This window comes from Streptomyces sp. NPDC042102 (assembly GCF_055582305.1).
Map to the genome: position 1 here is coordinate 18,292 of NZ_JBVJDL010000016.1, position 18,349 is coordinate 36,640.

Annotated in this window: 16 protein-coding genes and 1 pseudogene; 8 read left to right on the forward strand and 9 right to left on the reverse strand. The window is 69.9% G+C overall.

The window, feature by feature from the left end:
- The first annotated feature begins 75 nt into the window (after positions 1 to 75).
- Complete coding sequence (locus ACZ6KO_RS32555; protein ID WP_469307574.1) at positions 76 to 339, forward strand: Imm32 family immunity protein; 264 nt, start codon at positions 76 to 78, stop codon at positions 337 to 339.
- 79 nt (positions 340 to 418) lie between these two features.
- Here the strand turns inward: ACZ6KO_RS32555 and ACZ6KO_RS32560 are convergent, their stop codons facing one another.
- From ACZ6KO_RS32560 to ACZ6KO_RS32570, 3 genes are all read right to left on the reverse strand, one after another.
- Entirely contained in the window at positions 419 to 2,155 is a 1,737-nt protein-coding gene (locus tag ACZ6KO_RS32560; protein WP_469307649.1) for an immunity 49 family protein, read from the reverse strand.
- A 133-nt stretch (positions 2,156 to 2,288) separates the two neighbouring features.
- Positions 2,289 to 2,963: an Lsr2 family DNA-binding protein gene (locus ACZ6KO_RS32565; protein WP_469307575.1), complete on the reverse strand. Its 675-nt coding sequence runs from the start codon at positions 2,961 to 2,963 to the stop codon at positions 2,289 to 2,291.
- On the reverse strand, positions 2,960 to 7,714 hold the full coding sequence (locus ACZ6KO_RS32570; protein WP_469307576.1) for an RHS repeat-associated core domain-containing protein: 4,755 nt from the start codon (positions 7,712 to 7,714) through the stop codon (positions 2,960 to 2,962). Before ACZ6KO_RS32570 ends, ACZ6KO_RS32565 begins: the two co-directional genes overlap by 4 nt.
- Before the next feature lie 255 nt (positions 7,715 to 7,969).
- Here ACZ6KO_RS32570 and ACZ6KO_RS32575 point away from each other — a divergent pair, with 255 nt between their 5' ends.
- Positions 7,970 to 8,344 carry a hypothetical protein gene (locus ACZ6KO_RS32575; RefSeq protein ID WP_469307652.1) on the forward strand — a complete coding sequence of 125 codons (375 nt, stop codon included), beginning with the start codon at positions 7,970 to 7,972 and terminating at the stop codon, positions 8,342 to 8,344.
- Positions 8,341 to 8,523, forward strand: a complete 183-nt coding sequence (locus ACZ6KO_RS32580) for a hypothetical protein (protein ID WP_469307577.1) — start codon at positions 8,341 to 8,343, stop codon at positions 8,521 to 8,523. Before ACZ6KO_RS32575 ends, ACZ6KO_RS32580 begins: the two co-directional genes overlap by 4 nt.
- Positions 8,524 to 8,783: 260 nt before the next feature.
- Here the strand turns inward: ACZ6KO_RS32580 and ACZ6KO_RS32585 are convergent, their stop codons facing one another.
- Together ACZ6KO_RS32585 and ACZ6KO_RS32590 are read right to left on the reverse strand one after the other, a co-directional pair.
- Entirely contained in the window at positions 8,784 to 9,581 is a 798-nt protein-coding gene (locus ACZ6KO_RS32585; protein WP_469307578.1) for a maleylpyruvate isomerase family mycothiol-dependent enzyme, read from the reverse strand.
- A 375-nt stretch (positions 9,582 to 9,956) separates the two neighbouring features.
- The gene (locus tag ACZ6KO_RS32590) at positions 9,957 to 11,078 is read right to left on the reverse strand and encodes a hypothetical protein (RefSeq protein WP_469307579.1); all 1,122 of its coding nucleotides are present in this window, start codon (positions 11,076 to 11,078) and stop codon (positions 9,957 to 9,959) included.
- Positions 11,079 to 11,339: 261 nt separating this feature from the next.
- Here ACZ6KO_RS32590 and ACZ6KO_RS32595 point away from each other — a divergent pair, with 261 nt between their 5' ends.
- A complete protein-coding gene (locus ACZ6KO_RS32595; protein ID WP_469307580.1) occupies positions 11,340 to 11,708 on the forward strand; it encodes an Mth938-like domain-containing protein in 369 nt (122 codons plus the stop codon).
- Between the two features lie 174 nt (positions 11,709 to 11,882).
- On the opposite strand, the gene ACZ6KO_RS32600 is transcribed toward ACZ6KO_RS32595, so the two are convergent.
- Complete coding sequence (locus ACZ6KO_RS32600) at positions 11,883 to 12,449, reverse strand: hypothetical protein (protein WP_469307581.1); 567 nt, start codon at positions 12,447 to 12,449, stop codon at positions 11,883 to 11,885.
- A 289-nt stretch (positions 12,450 to 12,738) separates the two neighbouring features.
- Here ACZ6KO_RS32600 and ACZ6KO_RS32605 point away from each other — a divergent pair, with 289 nt between their 5' ends.
- Positions 12,739 to 13,521 carry a sporulation protein gene (locus ACZ6KO_RS32605; protein WP_469307582.1) on the forward strand — a complete coding sequence of 261 codons (783 nt, stop codon included), beginning with the start codon at positions 12,739 to 12,741 and terminating at the stop codon, positions 13,519 to 13,521.
- Positions 13,522 to 14,769: 1,248 nt separating this feature from the next.
- Here the strand turns inward: ACZ6KO_RS32605 and ACZ6KO_RS32610 are convergent.
- Positions 14,770 to 15,195: a DUF4345 domain-containing protein gene (locus ACZ6KO_RS32610; RefSeq protein WP_469307583.1), complete on the reverse strand. Its 426-nt coding sequence runs from the start codon at positions 15,193 to 15,195 to the stop codon at positions 14,770 to 14,772.
- A 91-nt stretch (positions 15,196 to 15,286) separates the two neighbouring features.
- On the opposite strand from ACZ6KO_RS32610, the gene ACZ6KO_RS32615 reads away from it, so the two are divergent.
- Positions 15,287 to 15,970 (forward strand): TetR/AcrR family transcriptional regulator, encoded by a 684-nt coding sequence (locus ACZ6KO_RS32615; RefSeq protein ID WP_469307584.1) that lies wholly within the window; start codon positions 15,287 to 15,289, stop codon positions 15,968 to 15,970.
- Positions 15,971 to 16,146: 176 nt separating this feature from the next.
- Here ACZ6KO_RS32615 and ACZ6KO_RS32620 read toward each other — a convergent pair whose 3' ends face one another.
- Positions 16,147 to 16,596, reverse strand: coding sequence for a hypothetical protein (locus ACZ6KO_RS32620; protein ID WP_469307585.1), 450 nt, complete (start codon positions 16,594 to 16,596; stop codon positions 16,147 to 16,149).
- 172 nt (positions 16,597 to 16,768) lie between these two features.
- On the opposite strand from ACZ6KO_RS32620, the pseudogene ACZ6KO_RS32625 reads away from it, so the two are divergent.
- Positions 16,769 to 17,403, forward strand: a pseudogene (locus ACZ6KO_RS32625) (transposase family protein); the annotation flags it as partial.
- A 33-nt stretch (positions 17,404 to 17,436) separates the two neighbouring features.
- Here ACZ6KO_RS32625 and ACZ6KO_RS32630 read toward each other — a convergent pair.
- On the reverse strand, positions 17,437 to 17,910 hold the full coding sequence (locus ACZ6KO_RS32630; RefSeq protein ID WP_469307586.1) for a diadenosine tetraphosphate hydrolase: 474 nt from the start codon (positions 17,908 to 17,910) through the stop codon (positions 17,437 to 17,439).
- A gap of 124 nt (positions 17,911 to 18,034) precedes the next feature.
- Between ACZ6KO_RS32630 and ACZ6KO_RS32635 the strand changes: the two genes are divergently transcribed.
- Positions 18,035 to 18,214 (forward strand): hypothetical protein, encoded by a 180-nt coding sequence (locus tag ACZ6KO_RS32635; protein WP_469307587.1) that lies wholly within the window; start codon positions 18,035 to 18,037, stop codon positions 18,212 to 18,214.
- The last annotated feature ends 135 nt before the right edge of the window (positions 18,215 to 18,349 follow it).

Here is an 18,349-nt window from a genome sequence, read left to right on the forward strand (position 1 = left end):
GGGCGGAAGCCGGGCGGGCGGCACCATGCCCGACCGGCTTCCCCTGACCAACCTCAGTGAGACCGCAGGTGAATGATGAAGCATGTGATCGATGTACCCGAAGTGCACCCTGAGAGCGGATTGCACTTCGCCTGGGATGACGATTTCGAGATCGAACTCACGGTGAGTTCGAACGAGGTCTCCATCAAGGCGAACCGGGCCGGCCTGACCTCTCTGGCGCGCCACCTGCTGACCCTGGCCCAGGACGGGGTCCGCGATGGTTCGCATGTTCACCTCACGGCAGATCAAGAGATCGATTCGAGCTTCGACCTGATCCTCGAACGATCCGAAGCCAAGTGATCTGAGAACGCCGTCGAGTGGCCCCACCGTAGTCCGGTGGGGCCACTTTGCATGGGGTGAACGCGTTCAGTGGGTCACCCTAGAAGGGTTCGGCAGCCCGCAGGAGGTCCTGTGGCAGGTAGGGGGACTCCACGCGGATGGTCCAGCCGCGGCGGCGGGCGTGGCAGGCCAGGGCGAGGACGTCGAGGTCGACGGAAACCTCCGGGCCGTCGGCACGGTCGGCGACCTGGTAGTAGGCGCGGTGGGCTTCGAGCGCGTCGGCCAGGGCGAGGTTGAAGCTCTCCTCGTCACCCTCCACGAGCTGTGACAGCAGCACGGCGGGCGGCATCGCGAAGCCCCAGTCCTTGGCCCGGTCGGCCTCCTGCAGCGCCCGCTGCGCGGCCGCTTCGGGCTCGGCGCCCTTCAGGTAGGCGTGGAGGGCTTCGCGGTACGCGGTGAACGCGGAGCCGTCCGGCCGGACGAAGGTGGGGCCGGTGAGGACCAGCGGGGCGAGGTCCTCGCGTACGCCGGTGATCAGAGCGAAGGCAACGGCCGTCTGCCAGTTCCCGGCACCGGCTTCCTCGCCCCGCTCGGCCGGGTAGCGCAGGGTGCGCCCGCCGATGGACACCTCGACCTCGGTGTCCGGCTCCGCCAGCGCGATGCGGAACAGGGACGCCCCCAGCTGGGAGGCCAGCCGAAGCGTCGCGAGCTGGGCGTCCGTGACGTCGCCGGGGTTGCCCGCCCGCCACTGGAACAGACGCTCCTGATCGCCCAGGACGCTGCCCATGCGCCAGACGGCAAGGGGCTTGCCGTCGACGGGGGTGAACGCCTCCTGGAGGTGTTCCTCGTACATGGCCTCGATCCGCTGGATCCCGTCCCGCTCGCAGGCCGGCCGTTCCACCACCAGCGGGCCCGCGGCGAGCGCGGCGACAGCGTCCGGCCGCCGGTCCCGGCCGAACCCCCCGACCCGCGGTCCCCGTGTCTCGAAGCCGGTGACCAGCGCGTGCGGGAGGTAGTCCGTATGGACGGCCGGCGCCCAGCCCAGCGTCCGGTACGCGAGGGCGGCGAGGGCGAGGGGGACGAGCGGGAGAAGGCTGCGCGGGGAGGCCGTAGGGCTGTGCAGGGTGGCGTGCCGGGTCAGGAGATCGGAAAGCAGGGCATCGAAGGCGTCCCGGTCCTCCGCGGCCAGGGCGCGCAGGGCCTGCAGCGCTGCGCTGTCCGGCCGGTCCAGGAGGGGCTCGCCGGTCTCCTCGGCGCGGGTCCGGATCCGCTCCAGGCCCGCGTCGACGGCGGCGAGCTTGGCCTGCGCGCTCGGCGGGTACTCCGCGTCGTCGCCCGTGTCGTCCAGGACCACGGCCATCAGCCCGGTGGCGAACTCCCCGCCGGGTGTTCCCTGCGCCCGCGCGGCGAACTTGTCGCGGGCGAAGTGGAAGGCCTCGCCGTGCCACTTGGCCTTGTCCCTGAGGACCGCCAGGCAGAGCGCGTCGGTCCACTCGCCGGGTGTGACGCTCTCCTCGGGTTCATCGTCACCGGGGTCGTAGCTCATGCCGAAGTTCACGTACTCCAGGAAGACCTGGAAGCTGCAGTGCGGGTGGTACGCCGCATAGGCGACCGCGCCGGCCGCGGCCTCGGAGGCGTCCTTGAGGGCGGCCTTGGCCTCCGGGGTGTCGAGGTCGGGCGTCTCGACGGAGAGGGCGCCCAGGTAGTCGAGGAACTCATCGGCGATCGACTGCCATTCGTACGTGGTCATCCGGCCCGCCCTCGACATCGAGTGCACCTGGCGCCCGACGCGGTTCGTGAAGTCCTCGCGCGCTGCCGACACGACGGCCCCGCCCACCTGGTGACGCTCTATATGCACTGACCTGCTCCTTGATCGATTCCCGCAACAGCCTAGACGCGGGATCTGACAGGCCGGAACGGAGCAGGCGGTCGTCGACGCCGAGCTGGTGGTCTGGCACAAACGGCCGGGCTCAGGCCTTGTGGGCCTCTTCCCATGCCGCGCGGATGTGGGCTGGGACGCGTCCGCGCGGGGGGACGTCGTAGCCGTTGGCGCGTGCCCATTCACGGACTGCGGCGGTGTCGGTGGGGGGCTGGTCCTGGAAGGGCTGCGGTTTCACCAGGACGGGCTGGGAGGGGGTGAAGCCGGGAGTCTGGTCGGTGAGGCCGCGGGGGAAGAGGGGGACGCGGGTCTGTCCGGACAGGACGGAGGTGAGGAAGGCGGTCAGGTTTCCGTCGAAGGTGTACCAGCCGGGGCCGCGGGCTTCGTTGACGGCGATGCGCCAGCGGTCGGGGTCGTCGGCGGGGTCGGTGATCCAGAAGAGGTACTCGCCGTTGTCTGTGGAGCCGATCGCGAACAGCGTGTCGGGGTCGTGGGGCACCGGGACGAGGCCCTGGCGAGCCTGTTCGCGCAGCTGCCCGCGGATGCGGGCGGGCATCGGGCCGGTCAGGTTGACGTACTCGGTGACGCCGTGAGGGTGGAAGACGGCGAGGTAGTCGTTGAACCGGCCGGGTCCGTAGGTGTCGGCGAGCTGCTTGTAGTCGGTGGGGAGCGCCATGGCGAGGGCTGCTTCCACCGGCTCCCAGTGGATGTTCACGGGGGTGCCCGGTGGCGCGCACAGGCGGGTCAGGGCATTGATGTCGGTCACCGGATTCCTCGTCGGCGTCGGTCCTGCTGCGCTGCGTGGTCGGGATTGGCGAAGTCCGTGTCCATACGGAAGCCGTCGGTGCCGTCGGCCTGCATGAAGACATGCGAGGGAACGGAGTCCGGCAGGTCGTCGGTGTAGTCGAGGTAGACGCTGTACTGGACGGTCTGTCCCGCGACGTTGTTGGCGGGGTCACCAGCCACGGCGTTGTAGATCATCTGCTCCAGGTCGCGCATGTGGGGCGAGTTCGTCGGGTTCTGGGTGAGCGTGAACAGGTTGTCCAGATGATCACCGGTGCCGCCCAGCATACGGGCGAGCATGTGGGCGCGGGCCTGGTTGTGGTCGGTGCCGTGCACGAACCCTGGCGGGCGGAGGCCGTTGTTGGCGTGGGTGCCCTCGTCGAGCATGTCCAAGGTGATGGTGGCGTGCATCTCGTAGGGGCGGCCGTGCTCGTCGCGCTTGAAGACGACCTTGCCGCCCCAGGTGTGGTCGCTGGAACAGCCGGCCAGCCCGAGCGGATCGCTGAGGACGAACGGGTTGGGGACGTAGGCGTACGGGTTGGTCGACGGCGCCAGTCCCAGGGGGTCGGGGCTGATGTAGCGGCCGGTGTGGGGGTCGTAGTAGCGGTGGAGGTTGTAGTGGAGCCCGGTCTCGGCGTCGAAGCTCTGCCCGGGGTGGCGCAGCGGGGTGTAGGCGGTGGCGCCGCGGTTCCACTGGGTGGCGCCCCAGGCTGTGGCCCTGGCCTGCCAGGCGACGTCGCCTTCGGGCGTGAGGAGGTAGTGGGGGCTGCCGTCGAGGTCGGTGACGATCGCGAAGAACCGGCGGTCGATCTCGCTCTGGTCCGCGTCATGGCGGATCTCGCGCTGGGCCAGCGGGTACAGGCCCGCGTAGTCCCAGGTCAGTGTGATGTCGCCGGTGCGCTGTTCGACCAGCTGGGGGCCGTCCCAGGTGTAGTCGACGGATTCCAGGACCGCGTCGTCCGTGGCGAGGTGGGTCTTGCGGATCCGCCTGCCGAGCCCGTCGTAGACGTAGCGCCACGAGGTGGCGTGGGGGGTGTGGACCTCGGTGAGCTGGTCCCTGGCGTCCCAGGAGAAGCGCCAGGTCAAGCGCTGCCCGCTGAGGGTGCGGGTGGTGCGGGTGCTCAGCCGGCCCTGCGCGTCGTAGGTGTACCTGGTCCTGCCGGAGCGGGTGAGACGGGTGCCGTCGTACGCGCGTTCACCGTTGTGGTCCTGGCCGGGGGCCCGGGCGGGAAGGGCGGTCTGCGTCTGGTCGCCGGCGGCGTTGTACGCGTACTGCTCGCTCCAGCCCTGTGCTTGTACACCGGTGACGCGGCCGGCGGAGTCCAGCGCGAAGACGCGGTTACCGGCCAGCGTGTCATCGACCTCCACCGGGATGCCGTCGGCCCGGTAGGTGAAGGCCTGCTCCAGGACGGCTGCGTCCGCGCTGGTGATGGCCTGGGACGTCAGCCGCCCGACGGAATCGAGTTCCCGGGCCACGTTCAGGGAGCCGTTGAGCGTACGGCCGGTCTCCCTGCCCAGCGCATCACGGTCGAAGCGGAACACGTGCTCGCCGACCTGGTAGGCGGTCAGGCCGTCCGCGGAGTAGGCCAGGCTGCTGACGGCTCCCGACGGGGTACGGCGTGAGGTGAGGCGTCCCACCTCGTCGTAGGTGTAGGCCATGGTCCGGCCGTTGACGGTCTCGGCGACGACCCGCCCGGCCGCGTCCGTGCTGAAGGTGATCCGTGCGTGCTCGCAGGTCACCTCGGCCAGTTCCCCGGTCGCCGCGTAGGTGAAGGCCGTGGCGGTTCCGTCATCGGCGCGGATGCCGGTCACCCGGCCCAGGACGTCACGCTCGTAGGCCAGGCTCTGCCCGGCGGCGTTCGTGCGCTTGACCAGGCGCCCAGCCGCGTCGTACGCGTACGCCAGCGTCCGCCCGTCGAAATCCGTCTCCGACAGGAGCCTTCCCGCCCGGTCACGCCGGTAGCGCCAGGTGCGCCCGAGCGGGTCGGTGACCTCGGTCAGCCGCAGCTCGGTGTCGTAGCCGAAGCCGTACTCCGTCCCGTCCGGGCCCGACCGGCCGGTGGGCCGGTCGAAGTGGGTGTGCTCATGGCTGGTGACCCGGCCGGTGCGGTCCGTGTGGGTCAGTAGGTTGCCCTCGCCGTCCCACGTCCACTCCTCGCGGCTACCGTCAGGAAGCTCACGCCAGGACGGCATCCCTTCGACCGTCCAGCCCTGCCGGAGCATCCCGCCCAGCGCGTCGGTGACCGAGGCGACGCGCCCGAAAGCGTCACGGGTGCACACCGCGCGAGCACCGTTGGGCGCGGTGATCACCATCGGCAGCCCTGCCGCGTCATTGGTGACCGACGTCGCCCCGTCCTCGCAGGAGCGCACCTGGGTGACGGCTCCGGCAGCATCATGGGAGTACTCCGTGCGCGCCCCGTCGGGAGCCACGGCCGCCGTGAGGTTGCCGGCCTCGTCGTACGCGTAGACGTACCGCGCGCCGCCCCGCTCCACCACTTCGACCGGAAGACCGGACTGGTTGTACGCGGCCGTGGTGCGGACGCCGTCGTCCGCTGTCATCGCCACGAGGCGACCGGCTCCGTCGCGGTCCAACCGGGTGATGCGCCCGAGCGGGTCGCGGACCGACTCCAGCCGGTCGGCGCGGTCGAAGCTGTAGTACGTCGTGGCGCCCAGGGCGTCGGTCTCGGCGACGACCTGCAGCGCGTCGTCGATGTGGAAGACCGTGGTGGCGCCGACGGAGTCGGTGTACCGGGTCAAGCGGTGCCCGGTCTCGGGATGGCGGTCCTCGTAGGAGAACGACGACGACAGGAAACCGTCCGGCCCCACCGTCCGCACCACCCGGCCCCCCTCGTACACGTACGTGTACGTGGAGTCGTTGCGGTCCGTCCAGGAGACGATCCGGTCCTCCGCGTCGTAGCAGAACCGCAGTGCCCGCCCCGAGGAGTTGGTCACCGCATCCAGGTTGCCGCGCGCGTCGAAGCCGAACGACTTCACCTGGACCGGGCCTTCGGGCGTGCGCAGGTGCAGCGCGTCGATGCGGGCGTCCTGGGTGCTCACCTGAACGACGTAGCCGCCCGAGTGCGAGACCGACGTGGGCGAGCCGTCCGGCCGACGCGCTATGGATATCCGGTTGCCGTTGGGGTCTTCGATGGCTGTCAGCCAGAACGCCGTGGACGCCCGGTACGGGCTGCCCGTGAAATGACGGGTGTGGCCGGCATCCGTGATGCTGTACGTCGTCTCGTCCTGGAACTCCCCACCGTGGCACAGGGCCAGCCGTGGGCCCTCCAACGGCCGGACCGCCTCGCCGCCGGGCAGCGGGAGGTGCGGATAGACCAGGAGGGAGCCGTCCTCACGCGCCCACACCGCGCCGGATCCAGCAGCATCGATCTCGATGCGCTCGTCGAACGTGGACGCCCACCTGCGCCCGAACCACCGCCCGTAGCCGTAGGCGGACAGGTGCGTGCGGCGCAGGACCAGCGGCAGCGTCCCGGGAAGGGACAGATCCGTGTCGGAGAGCAGCATCTCCCCGGTGGCGACGTCGACCGGGTCGGTCGCGCAGCGGGTCTTGTTCAGCGGGATGCTGTTGCGACGGGCATCGTCCTTCGCCAGGCCCAGCGAGTCCGGCTTCGTACGGGTGTCCCGACCCTCCTTGCGGTGGTCCGGACCAGACCCCTTGCCGCCTCCGCCCTTGCCGTCCTCGTCCTTGGCGCGGGCCTTGGCGAGGCGGGCGGCGAGGTCGTCGTCGTTGTTCTTGTGGTCGGTGGAGATCTGCTTGACGGCCTTGGGCAGGGTCTTGCCGACGTGGTCGCCGACCTGCTTGGTCGCCTTCATCAGGGCGGCCACGGCCTTGTCGGCGACCGGGTCGATGGCCGAGGCGATGGAGTCCCGGCCCCGGGTTCGGCCGTGGGCGGTCTTGGCCTTGGTCAGCTTGGAGGTGGTCTTGCCGTGGATGTTCGTGCTGACGCCGGACAGCTTGGTGTGGGCGCGGTCGTGCTCGTCGTGGTCGATGAACAGATCGGACAGCCCGCTCCCGCCACCACCGCCACCGCTGCCGCCGGCGGAGGCCAGGTTGAGGGACTCCTTGCCGGACTGGACGCCGTCGTTGAAGCCGTCCTTGCCCGCCTGCTTGGTCTGGTCGAGGTCGACCCCGTCCTGGAGGCCGACCGCCATCGAGCCGAGCTGGACGACGAGGTCGGCGGCCATCCCTTCCAGGGCGGCCACGGCAGGCTCCGTCATGGCCGCGACGATATGAGCGACGGCCTCTTCGGCCGCCGCCGTGAGCAGCTTCAGCAGCTGCTTCTTCGTGAAGGCGATGGCGCCCGCGCCGAGCAGCGCGGACAGCCCGCCCGTCACCGGGATCAGGGCCATCGCCAGCCCCGTCTGGCCCGCGAGCAGGCCCAGCTCGGCCACGGCCTTGAACTTCATGGCCTCGATCGCCCCGGCCGCCATGTCCAGGGCACCCGCGATCGTCCGCGCCGCGGACACGATGTCCTTGAGGTGCTTGCCCTTGACGGTGTTCCAGTGCTCGTCGAGCGCCTTGATGGATTCGCCCTCGCCGGAGGACAGCAGCCGCTCGAAGTGGTTATTGGCGAGCTGCCCGTCGTCCGCCAGATCCTCGGCGAACTCCCGCAGGGCGTCCGCCATGTCGCGGTAGGCGTCCTCGTCGACATTGGGCCAGTTCACCCCGACCAGATCCAGCAGCGTGTCGGCCCAGTCCGGAACTGTGATCGCCATATCCCGAAACCCCCGTGACGAACTGATCAAGAATCGAACACGCCTACCATCTGACCATCTTGATGGCGGATTGGCCACCACGCCTTCAGCTGCCCGTCCGAGTCACCCGCCCGCTCACCGCCTCCCGAGGCGCAGCCCCTTGACGGAGCGCCACACCAGCCGCCACTTCCGCGCACACACGGAGAGAGACGGTCCGAGCCACGCCGAAGGTCGTGGCCATACAGCACGGACAGCACCACCGCGTCGCTGCCGGCCGTGACCTGCAACCCGTTGGGAGGGTCGAAGTCGACCGACCTGCGGCCGAGAGTTGCTTTCGGCCGCCTCCATCCAGTCAGGGCCGCCTCCGAAGAGGTCTGGATGGTCCCCGGCTGGCCCTACTCGATCGTCGCCGCGCTGGAAACCGGCCGCACTTCTTCGGCCGCGCTAGTGGACGTGATCCGATTGGAGCCCGGCGCCGATATCGCCGCGGTCACCGCCGGACAGGTTCGCGACGTCGTCGGCCGCCCGCCCAAGCACGGCGGCGAGCTCGTGGTGCTGACCTTCGTCAACGCGGACTGGATCCACTTCATCAACGCCCGGATCCTGGAACCGGCGCCGGGGACCAGCTCGGGCAGGTCAGAGCGAGCATGATCTTCTATCTGGGCATGGTTTCCGGCTTCGGCGAGCAGGCCGTCGGGCTGCTGCTGGAGCTCTCCGACGGTCTCCTGCTGCTCGATCTGCTGCACATCGCCGGGGGCATCGCGCTGACGTGCGCACTGCTCGTCATCCGTACCCGGTCCCGCCGCGCCACCCCGGTGCGGACGGCGTGATCCACGACACGAAGGAAAGGTACTCCGATGTCCCTTGAAGAGATCGTCGACGGCGTGTACGACGACGTCATCGCTAGTCGCTCGCTTGTTGTTGACGACCTCTCGCCTGGTCCTTAACAACATGATGCGACAGGAGGTGGCATGGCCTTACATCCTGCCCTTGCGCCCACCGGGCGGGGCCGCGAACGTGGACCGTGGTGGACTGCGCCTGCAAGACGGTCGAGCGGGCGGAGGCGCGACCAACCGCCCCCCGCTACGTCCTACTCCTCCGGCTCCCAGGCGCGGAGCAGGTCGAGCAGCCCTGCATCTCCGTCAACGTGCATGGATTCGGCCGGGATACGGTCGTACAAATAGATGACCAACTCACTGGCGGTGCCATGGATGGAGGCGCCGGCTGCGTCGGAGTCCTCGCCGGTCGCGGCAGTGGGTGCGGAGATGCGGGTGGAGCGTGCGCCGTCGCCGTCGACCGTGAGGCGCCAGGAGCGGCCCTCGGCGGTGTGGAAGTCGAAGGACGTGGGCTTGTGCGGCCAGGCGCTGGGCGTCGCGACGCACGTGAACAGGAACTCCTCCACACCGTCGAGTGCCACCTCGACCGGCAGCGGCTGCGGGGCGCCTGCGGCGAGCTGGACGTCGTAGGTGTGCACCGCGCTCTCCTGGACCCGGTGCCGGGCGACTCCGCCAGCGGTCCGCGGCGTCTGCAGGGCACTCCACCACGCCCAGCAGCCGGCGTCCGGGCCCGCCTCGCGCAGGGCGCTCAGCAGAAGCTGCGTCGAAGCGGCCAGCCAGGCCAGCAGGGCCTCACGCTCCCGCGGCACTTCCAGAGCGGCGCGCGCAGCGGCGGCCTCGGCCGGGGGACCGTCGGCAGGCCCCGCGCCGACGATGGCGGCCCAGAAACGGTCTCCCCCACCCAGGTGCTTCACCAGATCGAACAGCGTCCACTCGGGGCAGGTCGGCACCCGTGCGTTGAGACTGGGCGCGGCGGCGACCGCGGAGCGGAAGGCGGTCGACCGTTCATCGATCAGTCGCAGCAGCTCAGGGAACTCAAGATTCTTTTCCACGCCGGCTGTCTATCACCGTGCTCCGGTGATAGACAGCGATTTTCACAGCCGTCGCCGGTTGGCCATTGCGGACGTCGTCGTCGCCTCCCACCGCTCGGGCGACAAGCTGCGCACTGCTGCAAGGACGCTGGTGGCGGCGGTCCGCCAGGCGTCGTGCCTGTGGGCTGCTCCGGCCACGCCGCGCGGCCGAGCACCTCGGCGACGTGACGTCCACCCGGTGCGCGCGGTCATGCTGCCGTTCGATGTGATGGACGCGGAGGTCACGACGGCGGGGGAGAACCGGCCGGGCCGCGGACGCGGTACGGACTTGCCCGACTTTTGTCCGCCGACAAAAGTCGGCCTTCGGAGAGTGCCCTGCAGCACCCTGCCGGTCGGCTAGAAGAGGCCGGTGCGCATGTGGTGCGTGAGGTTGTCGAGGATGTCGCGCAGCCACGGGTTACGGGCGGCCGGCAGCCGGACCAAGGCGTGTCGGAACGCTTCCGGGTCGGCCCGGAACAGGTGACGTGGGCGCGGCGCGGGCGGGTCGAAGTCGTCGCGGAGGACGCCGGCGGGCAGGACACCTGACATGGGGACGGGCAGGTCCGGCCGGGGGAAGGCCAGCCACAGCCACACGCCGGACGGCAGCGGAACCAGGTGTGGTGCCGGGTCCGCCGGGGTCCAGGTGTTCCCCGTCTGAGGATGGGACGGCACGAGGAGGATGGGGACGTCTCCGCTGGGGGCCGGCAGTCCCGGACCGGCCAGTACGGCGCGCCGCGCCTGCGGACCCGCGGGCAGCAGGGTGTCGAGCGCACGTTGAAAGACCTGCCTGGCCAGGCCGTCCGGGACGATCACCGGTTGTCCCTCCGAAGCCGCCAGCAGGTGGGCGAGCGCCCGGCCGGCCGCCGCCTCCCACCGCGGGCTCCACGACCACCAGTAGTTCGACCAGTGGCCCGCCGCCATCCGAGACCCATATGCGGCGATCGGCTCGTACGGGGGCGTGCTCTTGCCTTGCGCCAGCACATCCGACCACGAAAGCGGCTCGACGCGCGTACCGTCGACGGGACGGCGGCGTACGGCGTTCGGGGCGAGCCACATCGCCTGCCAGAGCGAGCAGTCGTCGATCCGGCTCGCCACGGGCAGGCCACACTCCGCACAGGCCACGTTGGGGCCGTCGGTACCGTCGAGCCCGCAGCAGTAGCCGCCCCCGCGGCTCTCCGGGATCAGCACCGTGCTGCTGGCGTCGCCCGGCGCTATGACGACCGCCCCGGGCGCGCCGTCGGAAAGGGCGTACACCGGCGCGTACACACCCCGAGCTGCCGCCTCGGCCGGGTCGATGTCCTCCCACCTGCGCCACGGCGGCCCCCAGGGCTCCGGGTCCATGGCGAAGGTGCCCGACTCCATGAGCACCGGCAACTGGACCCCGTTCCCGTACCTCTGATGAGCGTGGGCCGGCAACGCGACCTGGGACAGCGGGACGGTCAGACTGGCGCCACAGCCGGCACACACGAAAACGAACAAAAATCCTCCGCGACAGAAGCAAGGAGATCGTCGCAGCTCAGTGCTTGACCGGCCAACGTGTTTCTCATCCACTGAGCTTGGGTTTCAACGTCGCCATGGCGGGTTGTACTCCCTCGCGGGCGACGAAGCCCTCGGAGCCTCGACGGGAGCCCTGTTGGCCCCAGGTACCGACTGGGCAACGTGCTGGACGCAGAACCACACCTCCGGGCCTATCGGCGGCTGGCAAAGCGTTAACTTACGTTCGACAACGGGAGGTGCCTGATGGATCGTTCGCCACTGATCACACACGTCTCATGGGGGCGGATGGAGGTCGAAGGGCTCCCGGAAGACAAGGATTTCGTGTTGTATCCCGGGGGAGGGCACCCCTGGGACTGGAACGAGTACGGCACCCGGCACGATCCGGGGATCCAGCCCGCGGACGTACGAGAACTCCTTGATCGTGGATGTACGGTCGTCGTCCTCAGCCAGGGCATGGAACGGCGGTTGAAGACGATGCCGGAGACGTTGCGGCTGCTTCAAGAAGCGAGCGTCGCCGTGCACGTCGAGGAGACGAGGGGCGCCGTTGACCTGTACAACCGGCTGGCCGCCGAGGCCAAGCCCGTCGGCGGCCTGTTCCACTCGACCTGCTGAGCAGGGTCGGGGACTGGAAATGGAGCGGCAGTCACCGCACCAGTGCCCGACCCTACTCAGCTTGTTCTCTCCGGCAGAAGCTCACCGAGGCCCGCCGCCAGCGTGACGACGGCGCCGGCACCGTGGCCCATGCCCTGGAGCGGGCCCGGGACGCGGTACCGAAGGGGCACAGTCTCACATGTGCGAAGTGAGTCCGGTGACAGGGTCGTGGGAGATCAGCGTCGGCATCCCCGGGTCATACCGGACGGTCTCACCGGTCAGCAGGGACCGTCGTTGACTGGCCGTCGCCACCTCGACCAGGAACCGCAGCACGGCGGCCACCCCCGCCCCGTCGAGGACGTCCTCGGGCCGGACTGAGAACTCGATCTCCTCCTCGTCGCAGGGCAGGGCGACGAACCACACAGCACCGAAGCGGACCCGGAAGGAGAAATTCGTCCCTTCGCCCTCCGGCTCGTCCGCCCAGGCTTGGAAGAGGTCGACGAAGGCCGGACGCACGGGATCGAGCCGGGGGTAGGGATGCTCCACCTCAGTCTCGTCGGCGACAACACGCAGGCGTTCGAGGACCGCAATCCACTCGCCGCGGGTCGTGTCGAGGACCCGAATGTCCCTCAGGCTGCCGTCGAGAAGGAAGACACTGCACATCCACGGCTCGGGCAGGCACCGCGCGCGGGTACCGTGCTCACCGGCGTGGACATCCTCGTGCGTCCACTCCACCCGCCGCCTCGCGTTCGTCTCTCCCATGGCACCAAGATAAAGAGTCGCCACAGCGGGGAAGGACCTGCCCGGCCGGTCATACGACCGCTCGAAGACGGTGAAGGACCGGCTGCCACCGACGAGGATGATCCGCCCCCGTGCTCGCGTACATCCTGGCCCCCAGGGCCCCGTTCGACCATCCGCTGGACGCGCCGGGGGAAGTGGACCGGAGTGTCGTCCGCCCCGGCCGGACGCAGCAAGCCACTCCAGCCGCCCCAGCCGCCCCACACGTTTCTCGTAGCATGATGACCTCATCAACCGGGGGAGGGGTCCACGGATGGGCTTTCGCAGACTGTTCGGTATCGCGGACGACGTGAGCGAGCAGGCGCCGCCGGAGATCGACACACAGATCACCACGGTCGCTCCGCAGCCCGGGCAGACGATCGAGGGGCAGGTCGTCCTCAAGGGCGGCAGCAAGGGACTCAAGGTGGAATGGCTCAACCTCGACGTCGTCGCCAAGGCCCACTCCTACAACGGCTCCCTCGACGACGACGAGATCACCGGATTGAGTACCAAGCGGCATAACCTGCAACTGGCGCCCGGCGAGGAGATGGTTGTCGCGTTCAGCGGCCGGCTGCCCTGGGAAAGCCCCGTCACCGAACTCCACGGTCAGGCCCTCGGCGTCGACGTCTCCCTCACCACCCGCCTCGACTACGAGTCCGCCTCTCCCGTGCGAGACCTGGACTTCCTGCACATCGCGGCGCCTCCCCTCTACGAAGCCGTCCTGGACGCCTTCGCCCTCGAGGGCTACTTCGTTGACGGGTCGCAACTGATCGACGCGTACATCCCGGACACGGAGGCCCGACGCGGCACCCACCAGATCTTCTTCCTGCGCGACCGCGGGCGCCCGGCCGACCGGTTCGCCGAGCTGGAGGTGATCTTCCACCAGAACGTGGTGGGAGCCATGGTGTACGTCCGCCGCGCGGCCAGAGGCACGTACGAGTGGAACGAGAAGCCGCGGGCGCGCACCTTCCCGGCCGCGCACCACGAGGTGGGGCAACACGAATTCGGGGAGCGGGTCCGCAAGGCGCTTGCCGAACTCCCCATCGTGGACTCCTGACCGACTCCGAAGAAGCCCCTCCGGGCGTGCGTAACCCGCTACGCGATGTATCCCGTGGTAGCGGTGGCGGCGCCAGCCGGTCCCACAGCCACGTGCTCGCCAGGTGACGCTCGCGGTCAGCGGTCAGCGGTCAGCGGTCAGCGGTATGCAGGGGCGCGGAGGCCGAGCGGCGGTTCGGCGAGGCCCTGGGCGCTCTGCGAAGTAACCGTTGCCACATGGGGAGCGTACGGTGAGCCACCCGCTGCTGTTCCCCGGTCGTGGGCGGGGACGTCCAGGACGGTCCCGTGCGAGTGGGGGATCCGGAGCAGGATGGCTACGCTCCGGTCGGGCAGCGGCTGCTGACCGCGGGCCGCCCCTTCGACGAGGTCCATTTGATCGGCAGCCGAGCCCGCTGAATGGCCATCGCCATGGCGATGTTGATGGGCGCCGCGCCTAACGTGCCCGGCCGTGCCGTGGACATGGCCCGCAACACGGCGGGCATGGCCTCGCCACCTGCGGTGGCGAGGCCATGCCCGCCGTGTTGCGGGCCCCGCCGCCGCAGCCGACTGCCCGAGAGGACCCCACGCTGATGTCCATATGGCCTTCGATCGTCGCCGTACTCGGCACCCTCGCCGGTGCCCTGACCGCCGGACTCCTCCCGCACCGTTCGGCACGCACTGCACGCGCACCGCTCGGCGATCTTCCACCGGGAGCGTCTGGCCCTGGCCGAGGCAGGCACCGAACACCAGCTGGAGGCCCAGACGAGGTCCCACGACACCCGGGCGGCCGTCACCGCCCCTCACATCCGCCTTCAGGTCCTGGTCCCCGAGCTGGCCGGCCCCGCCCAACTGGCCGCAGACGCCACGTACGCACTGCGCAAGGCCGCCGACCGGGCCGACCTGGACGCCCGGCGGCACGCGGCCAAGGAAGCATCCGTCGCCTTCACCGCCGCAGCCGCCACCCTGCTGCGCCCGGACAACCGCTGACATGGAGCGACCACTGCCGACTCTCCCTTCGTCTTTCAGGTACGCGCGCTACCGTGGCGGGCGGTGGTCTGCTCCAGTCGCCGCGGCGCCAGTCCAGCGCGCCGTCCGGGACCTGCACACGGCTGGCGAAAACCTGCCGGCCCACCACGGCTATCCGCACGTCACCGGTCTTGGGCACCTCGGCCTGGAACAGGTGGGGCATGACTGAGGGGAGTCGTCGAAGGTGGAGGGGTTGTCGGGCCCGTACGCACGTACGCCCCCCGGACGTCGCCCCGCCCGCCGTTCAGTGAGCAGCAGCCCCGGCTCCTGTCCCGCCCCCGCCACCCGTGGCCGCCGCCCGCTCCTCCGCGTCGGCCAGCCAGAAGTAGACCGGCGGCATGACGAGCTCGATCGCGGTCAGCGCGATCTGGAACCCGTGCGGCCAGCCGTGCACGGCGAGCGAGATCAGCCGCCCCACGCCGCCGAGCAGGAGGACACCGGCCAGCCAGCGCACCGCCCGTGCCGGGATCGGGTGCCGGCGCGCGGCCCACAGCCAGGCCAGGCCGTAGCCGGTGAAGGCGGCGCCCATGAACCGGCCCCAGCTGTCGACGGTCGCCCCCGCGGAGGTGGCCCCGGGCAGCGCGGCGTTGCCGAGCGCCACGTGGAGCAGGCCGATCGCCACGCAGGCCCAGCCCATCAGCTGTGTGAGTACACGCAGAACCCTGGCCACAGTCCCCTCCAAGCCGCCACGGAACATCCTTAGTTGACGTGCGTCTACTACGGTCGCGCGCTAGTAGACGTATGTCAACTAGACTTTGGTCATGCCGCCTCCCCGCCGCCGACTCACCCCCGCCGACCGCCGCGCCCAGCTCTTGGCGGTCGGCGCCCGGCTGTTCGCCGCGCACCCGTACGACGAGGTGCTGATGGAGGAGGTCGCCGTGGCGGCCGGTGTCTCCCGGGCCCTGCTCTACCGTCACTTCCCGAGCAAGCACGCCCTCTTCGCGGCCGTCTACCAGCAGGCGGCCGACCAGCTGCTCGCCGAGACCCGGCTGGACCCCGCCGACTCCCTGGTGGAGCAGCTGATCCAGGGCATGGACGTGCACCTCGACTACTTCGTGGCGAACCGCAACGCCGTGCTCGCCGCGAACCGTGTCCTCGCGGGCGACCCGGTGATCCAGACGATCATGACGAACGAACTGGACGCGCTCCGCGCACGGCTGCTGGCCGTCCTCCCGCTCGCGGACGGCGACGCCCGCGAGGCGGTGTCCGGTGTACTGAGGAGCTGGCTGGTTTTCGTCCAGGTCCTGTGCGTCGACTGGCTGACCCGTGAGACCTGCACCCGCACCGAGCTCCGCGACGTCTGCGTCGGCGCCGTCCTCGGCGCCCTGCGCCCCCTCCTGCCCGAGGACCCCGCCCCGGACTGGCAACGACGGGCAACGGGCGCGGGAGCCGGGGCCGATGACAGCGCGGCGTCGTCGGGCCGCGGTGCAGACCCTGAGATGTGACCACCCGCCGGGCTGCAGAGCGAGCTCGACGACGACGTGAAGTCCCTCATCCAGAAGCTCGCCGAAAACCATGAAGGCGAGGCCGCGAAGCCCTGGGAGCGGGCGCAGAAACTACCCGGCCGCGGAGAAGAAGAACGCCAGTATGTGGGGCTGACCACCTCATAGCCGGCGGGAGGTCACACGGGGCGGCAGGACGTGCAGAGGTTTCCGTCGATGGCGGCCGCCAGATCGCGGGCCGCTGCCCGTACGACGGGATCCTCGTCGTGGACCAGCGTCCCGGCCAGTTTCCTGCCGCCGAGAACGGCTCGGTGAGCAGCCTGCTCCACGTCGGTCCGGCATGGATGGCTGTGTTCGAGGATCGACTGCAGCAGCTCGATCACGCCGGCCCGGGTGGTGACGGTATCGGTCACCGCCAGGTCCCACAGAAACGGAACCGCCGCGACAGTCGCGTCGAAGACAGCCAGCTCCCCGAGCCACAGGCCGAGGTCACCCAACGCTGAGGCGCTCGTCCGGGCGTCACCCCACGCCACCCGCGACAGCCGGCCCGGAACGTCTTCCGCGGATCCGTACGCGTGCGTCAGCTCATGCCACGGGACTCGGCTCACACCCTTGAGAATCGTTCCCACGACGCACTCCATCCCGTGGCGTTCATCCGGCGATGTCAAAAGACGCGCCCATGCCATCTGAGGTAGTGCCTCGACCGCAAGCACCCGGACGCGATGAGGACGCGTTCCAGGGACAGCCGTCGGCCGACAGCGCCCGGAATGTTGATGACTTCCAAAGGTTGTTGCAGAAGGGTCGGTCCGGGAGCGGGGCGGGAACGGGCCCGGTGGTGGCCGGCCGTGGTGTCTGCCGCTGGCGGACCGGGTGCTGCTGGTGGCCGTGTACTACCGCACCAACCTCACGATGCGGCAGCTCGGTCGCTTTTCGGGGTCTCCCCGGCAACCGTCTGCCGGGTCGTTCAGCGGTTGCGTTCGCTGCTGGCACTGGAGCCGGCCCCGCGGCCGGTCGCCGACGTGGACCGGTTGTGGATCGTGGACGGCACCTTGATCCCGGTCTGCTACCGCACGGTCGGTGCCTCGTCGAGGAACTACTGGTTCTCGGCGAACGTGCGGGTCATCATCGATGCGGACAACCGCATGGTCGTCGCGTCGGCCCGGCCGGCGCCGGGGAACAAAGCCGATGCCCACGTCTGGCGGGAGTTGGACCTGCCCGCCGCTGCCGCGGGGACGACGGTGATCGCCGACGGTGCCTACCTGGGCACCTGGCTGATCGTCCCGCATCGTAGAAGGGCCGGGCGTCCGCTCCTGCGTGGGCAGGAGGGGGACAACGCCGAACACCGAGGGGTCCGTGCCCGCGTCGAGCACGCCTTCGCCCGCACGAAGAACTGGAAGATCCTCCGCAAGCGGCATCGTGTGGACAACCCCGTGCACGGTGAGCGGGTGGCGGGCGCGCAACGGCTCAGGTCACGCGCGCAGCCGGTCCAGTTCGGTGCCGATCGAGGCGCGCAGCCCGTCGTGCTGCGGACCGAGCCGGAACTGCTCGTCGCTCCACCGTTCCCGCGGGTAGAGCCCTACGGGACGGCCCACCAGGTCGGCGGGCTCCCACGCGAAGCGCGGCCAGACGTGTGCGTGCAGGAACGGGTCCTTGTTCCCCAGGATTTCCAGGTTGACCCGCCGGAAGGCCGGGTCGAGCCGTCGGCAGGCACGCTCGACCGCTTCACCGAGCAGGTCCATGTCGGACAGGAACGACAGCCGCTTCGCCCTCGGCAGGTCCGACAGCCGCTGTACACCGGGTTCGTCCACGAGCAGAACCGAGTATCCGGGGAGGAACTGCACATCCCCGATCACCGCGAATCCCGACGTCAGCCGCCGGAGTACGGTCGGGTTCTCGCCCTTCAGCGCCGTTCCGATCCGGTCCGTCCGCCAGTCGTCCGTCATGGCCGGAACCTACATGATGATGATCACGGACCGGGCTTCGTCCTGCGTCTTCCTCCCATGGCTCAAAGGTCGAGCGAGGTGCCTTCGGCCTCGCTCGCTCACGGTTGTGGAGTGTCGTCGGGCCATGGGCAGCCGAGTTGACGAGCCGTACTCCTGGGGCGTGCCCGTGCCATGCAGCCAGGTCCGCTACGGCCGTGCGGCAACGGCATCGATGCCCGACGCCCTCAGCTTGCGGGCCAGGAACTCCATCTCCGGCAGCGTGCCCGAGTGGGCTCCCGTCAAGATGTTCCGCAGCGCGGACTAGACCTCTGCCAGCTCCAGCCCGAGTACTGACCGCAGCACCCGCGTGATCGAGGCTCGCTGACGGGTCCACCTGCAGGCGGGTCGGTCCACGCTCGGAAAGCAGGCGGCTTCGCAGTTCGCGGGAGGCTCACCACCG

Excerpts from the sequence above, each read along its gene's own strand:
- ACZ6KO_RS32615 (WP_469307584.1), top strand. The coding sequence starts at position 15,287 with ATGCCGCCTCCCCGCCGCCGACTCACCCCCGCCGACCGCCGCGCCCAG.
- ACZ6KO_RS32595 (WP_469307580.1), top strand. The coding sequence starts at position 11,340 with ATGGATCGTTCGCCACTGATCACACACGTCTCATGGGGGCGGATGGAG.
- ACZ6KO_RS32580 (WP_469307577.1), top strand. The coding sequence starts at position 8,341 with ATGATCTTCTATCTGGGCATGGTTTCCGGCTTCGGCGAGCAGGCCGTC.
- ACZ6KO_RS32605 (WP_469307582.1), top strand. The coding sequence starts at position 12,739 with ATGGGCTTTCGCAGACTGTTCGGTATCGCGGACGACGTGAGCGAGCAG.
- ACZ6KO_RS32630 (WP_469307586.1), bottom strand. The coding sequence starts at position 17,910 with ATGACGGACGACTGGCGGACGGACCGGATCGGAACGGCGCTGAAGGGC.
- ACZ6KO_RS32555 (WP_469307574.1), top strand. The coding sequence starts at position 76 with ATGAAGCATGTGATCGATGTACCCGAAGTGCACCCTGAGAGCGGATTG.
- ACZ6KO_RS32635 (WP_469307587.1), top strand. The coding sequence starts at position 18,035 with ATGGGCAGCCGAGTTGACGAGCCGTACTCCTGGGGCGTGCCCGTGCCA.
- ACZ6KO_RS32570 (WP_469307576.1), bottom strand. The coding sequence starts at position 7,714 with ATGGCGATCACAGTTCCGGACTGGGCCGACACGCTGCTGGATCTGGTC.
- ACZ6KO_RS32600 (WP_469307581.1), bottom strand. The coding sequence starts at position 12,449 with ATGGGAGAGACGAACGCGAGGCGGCGGGTGGAGTGGACGCACGAGGAT.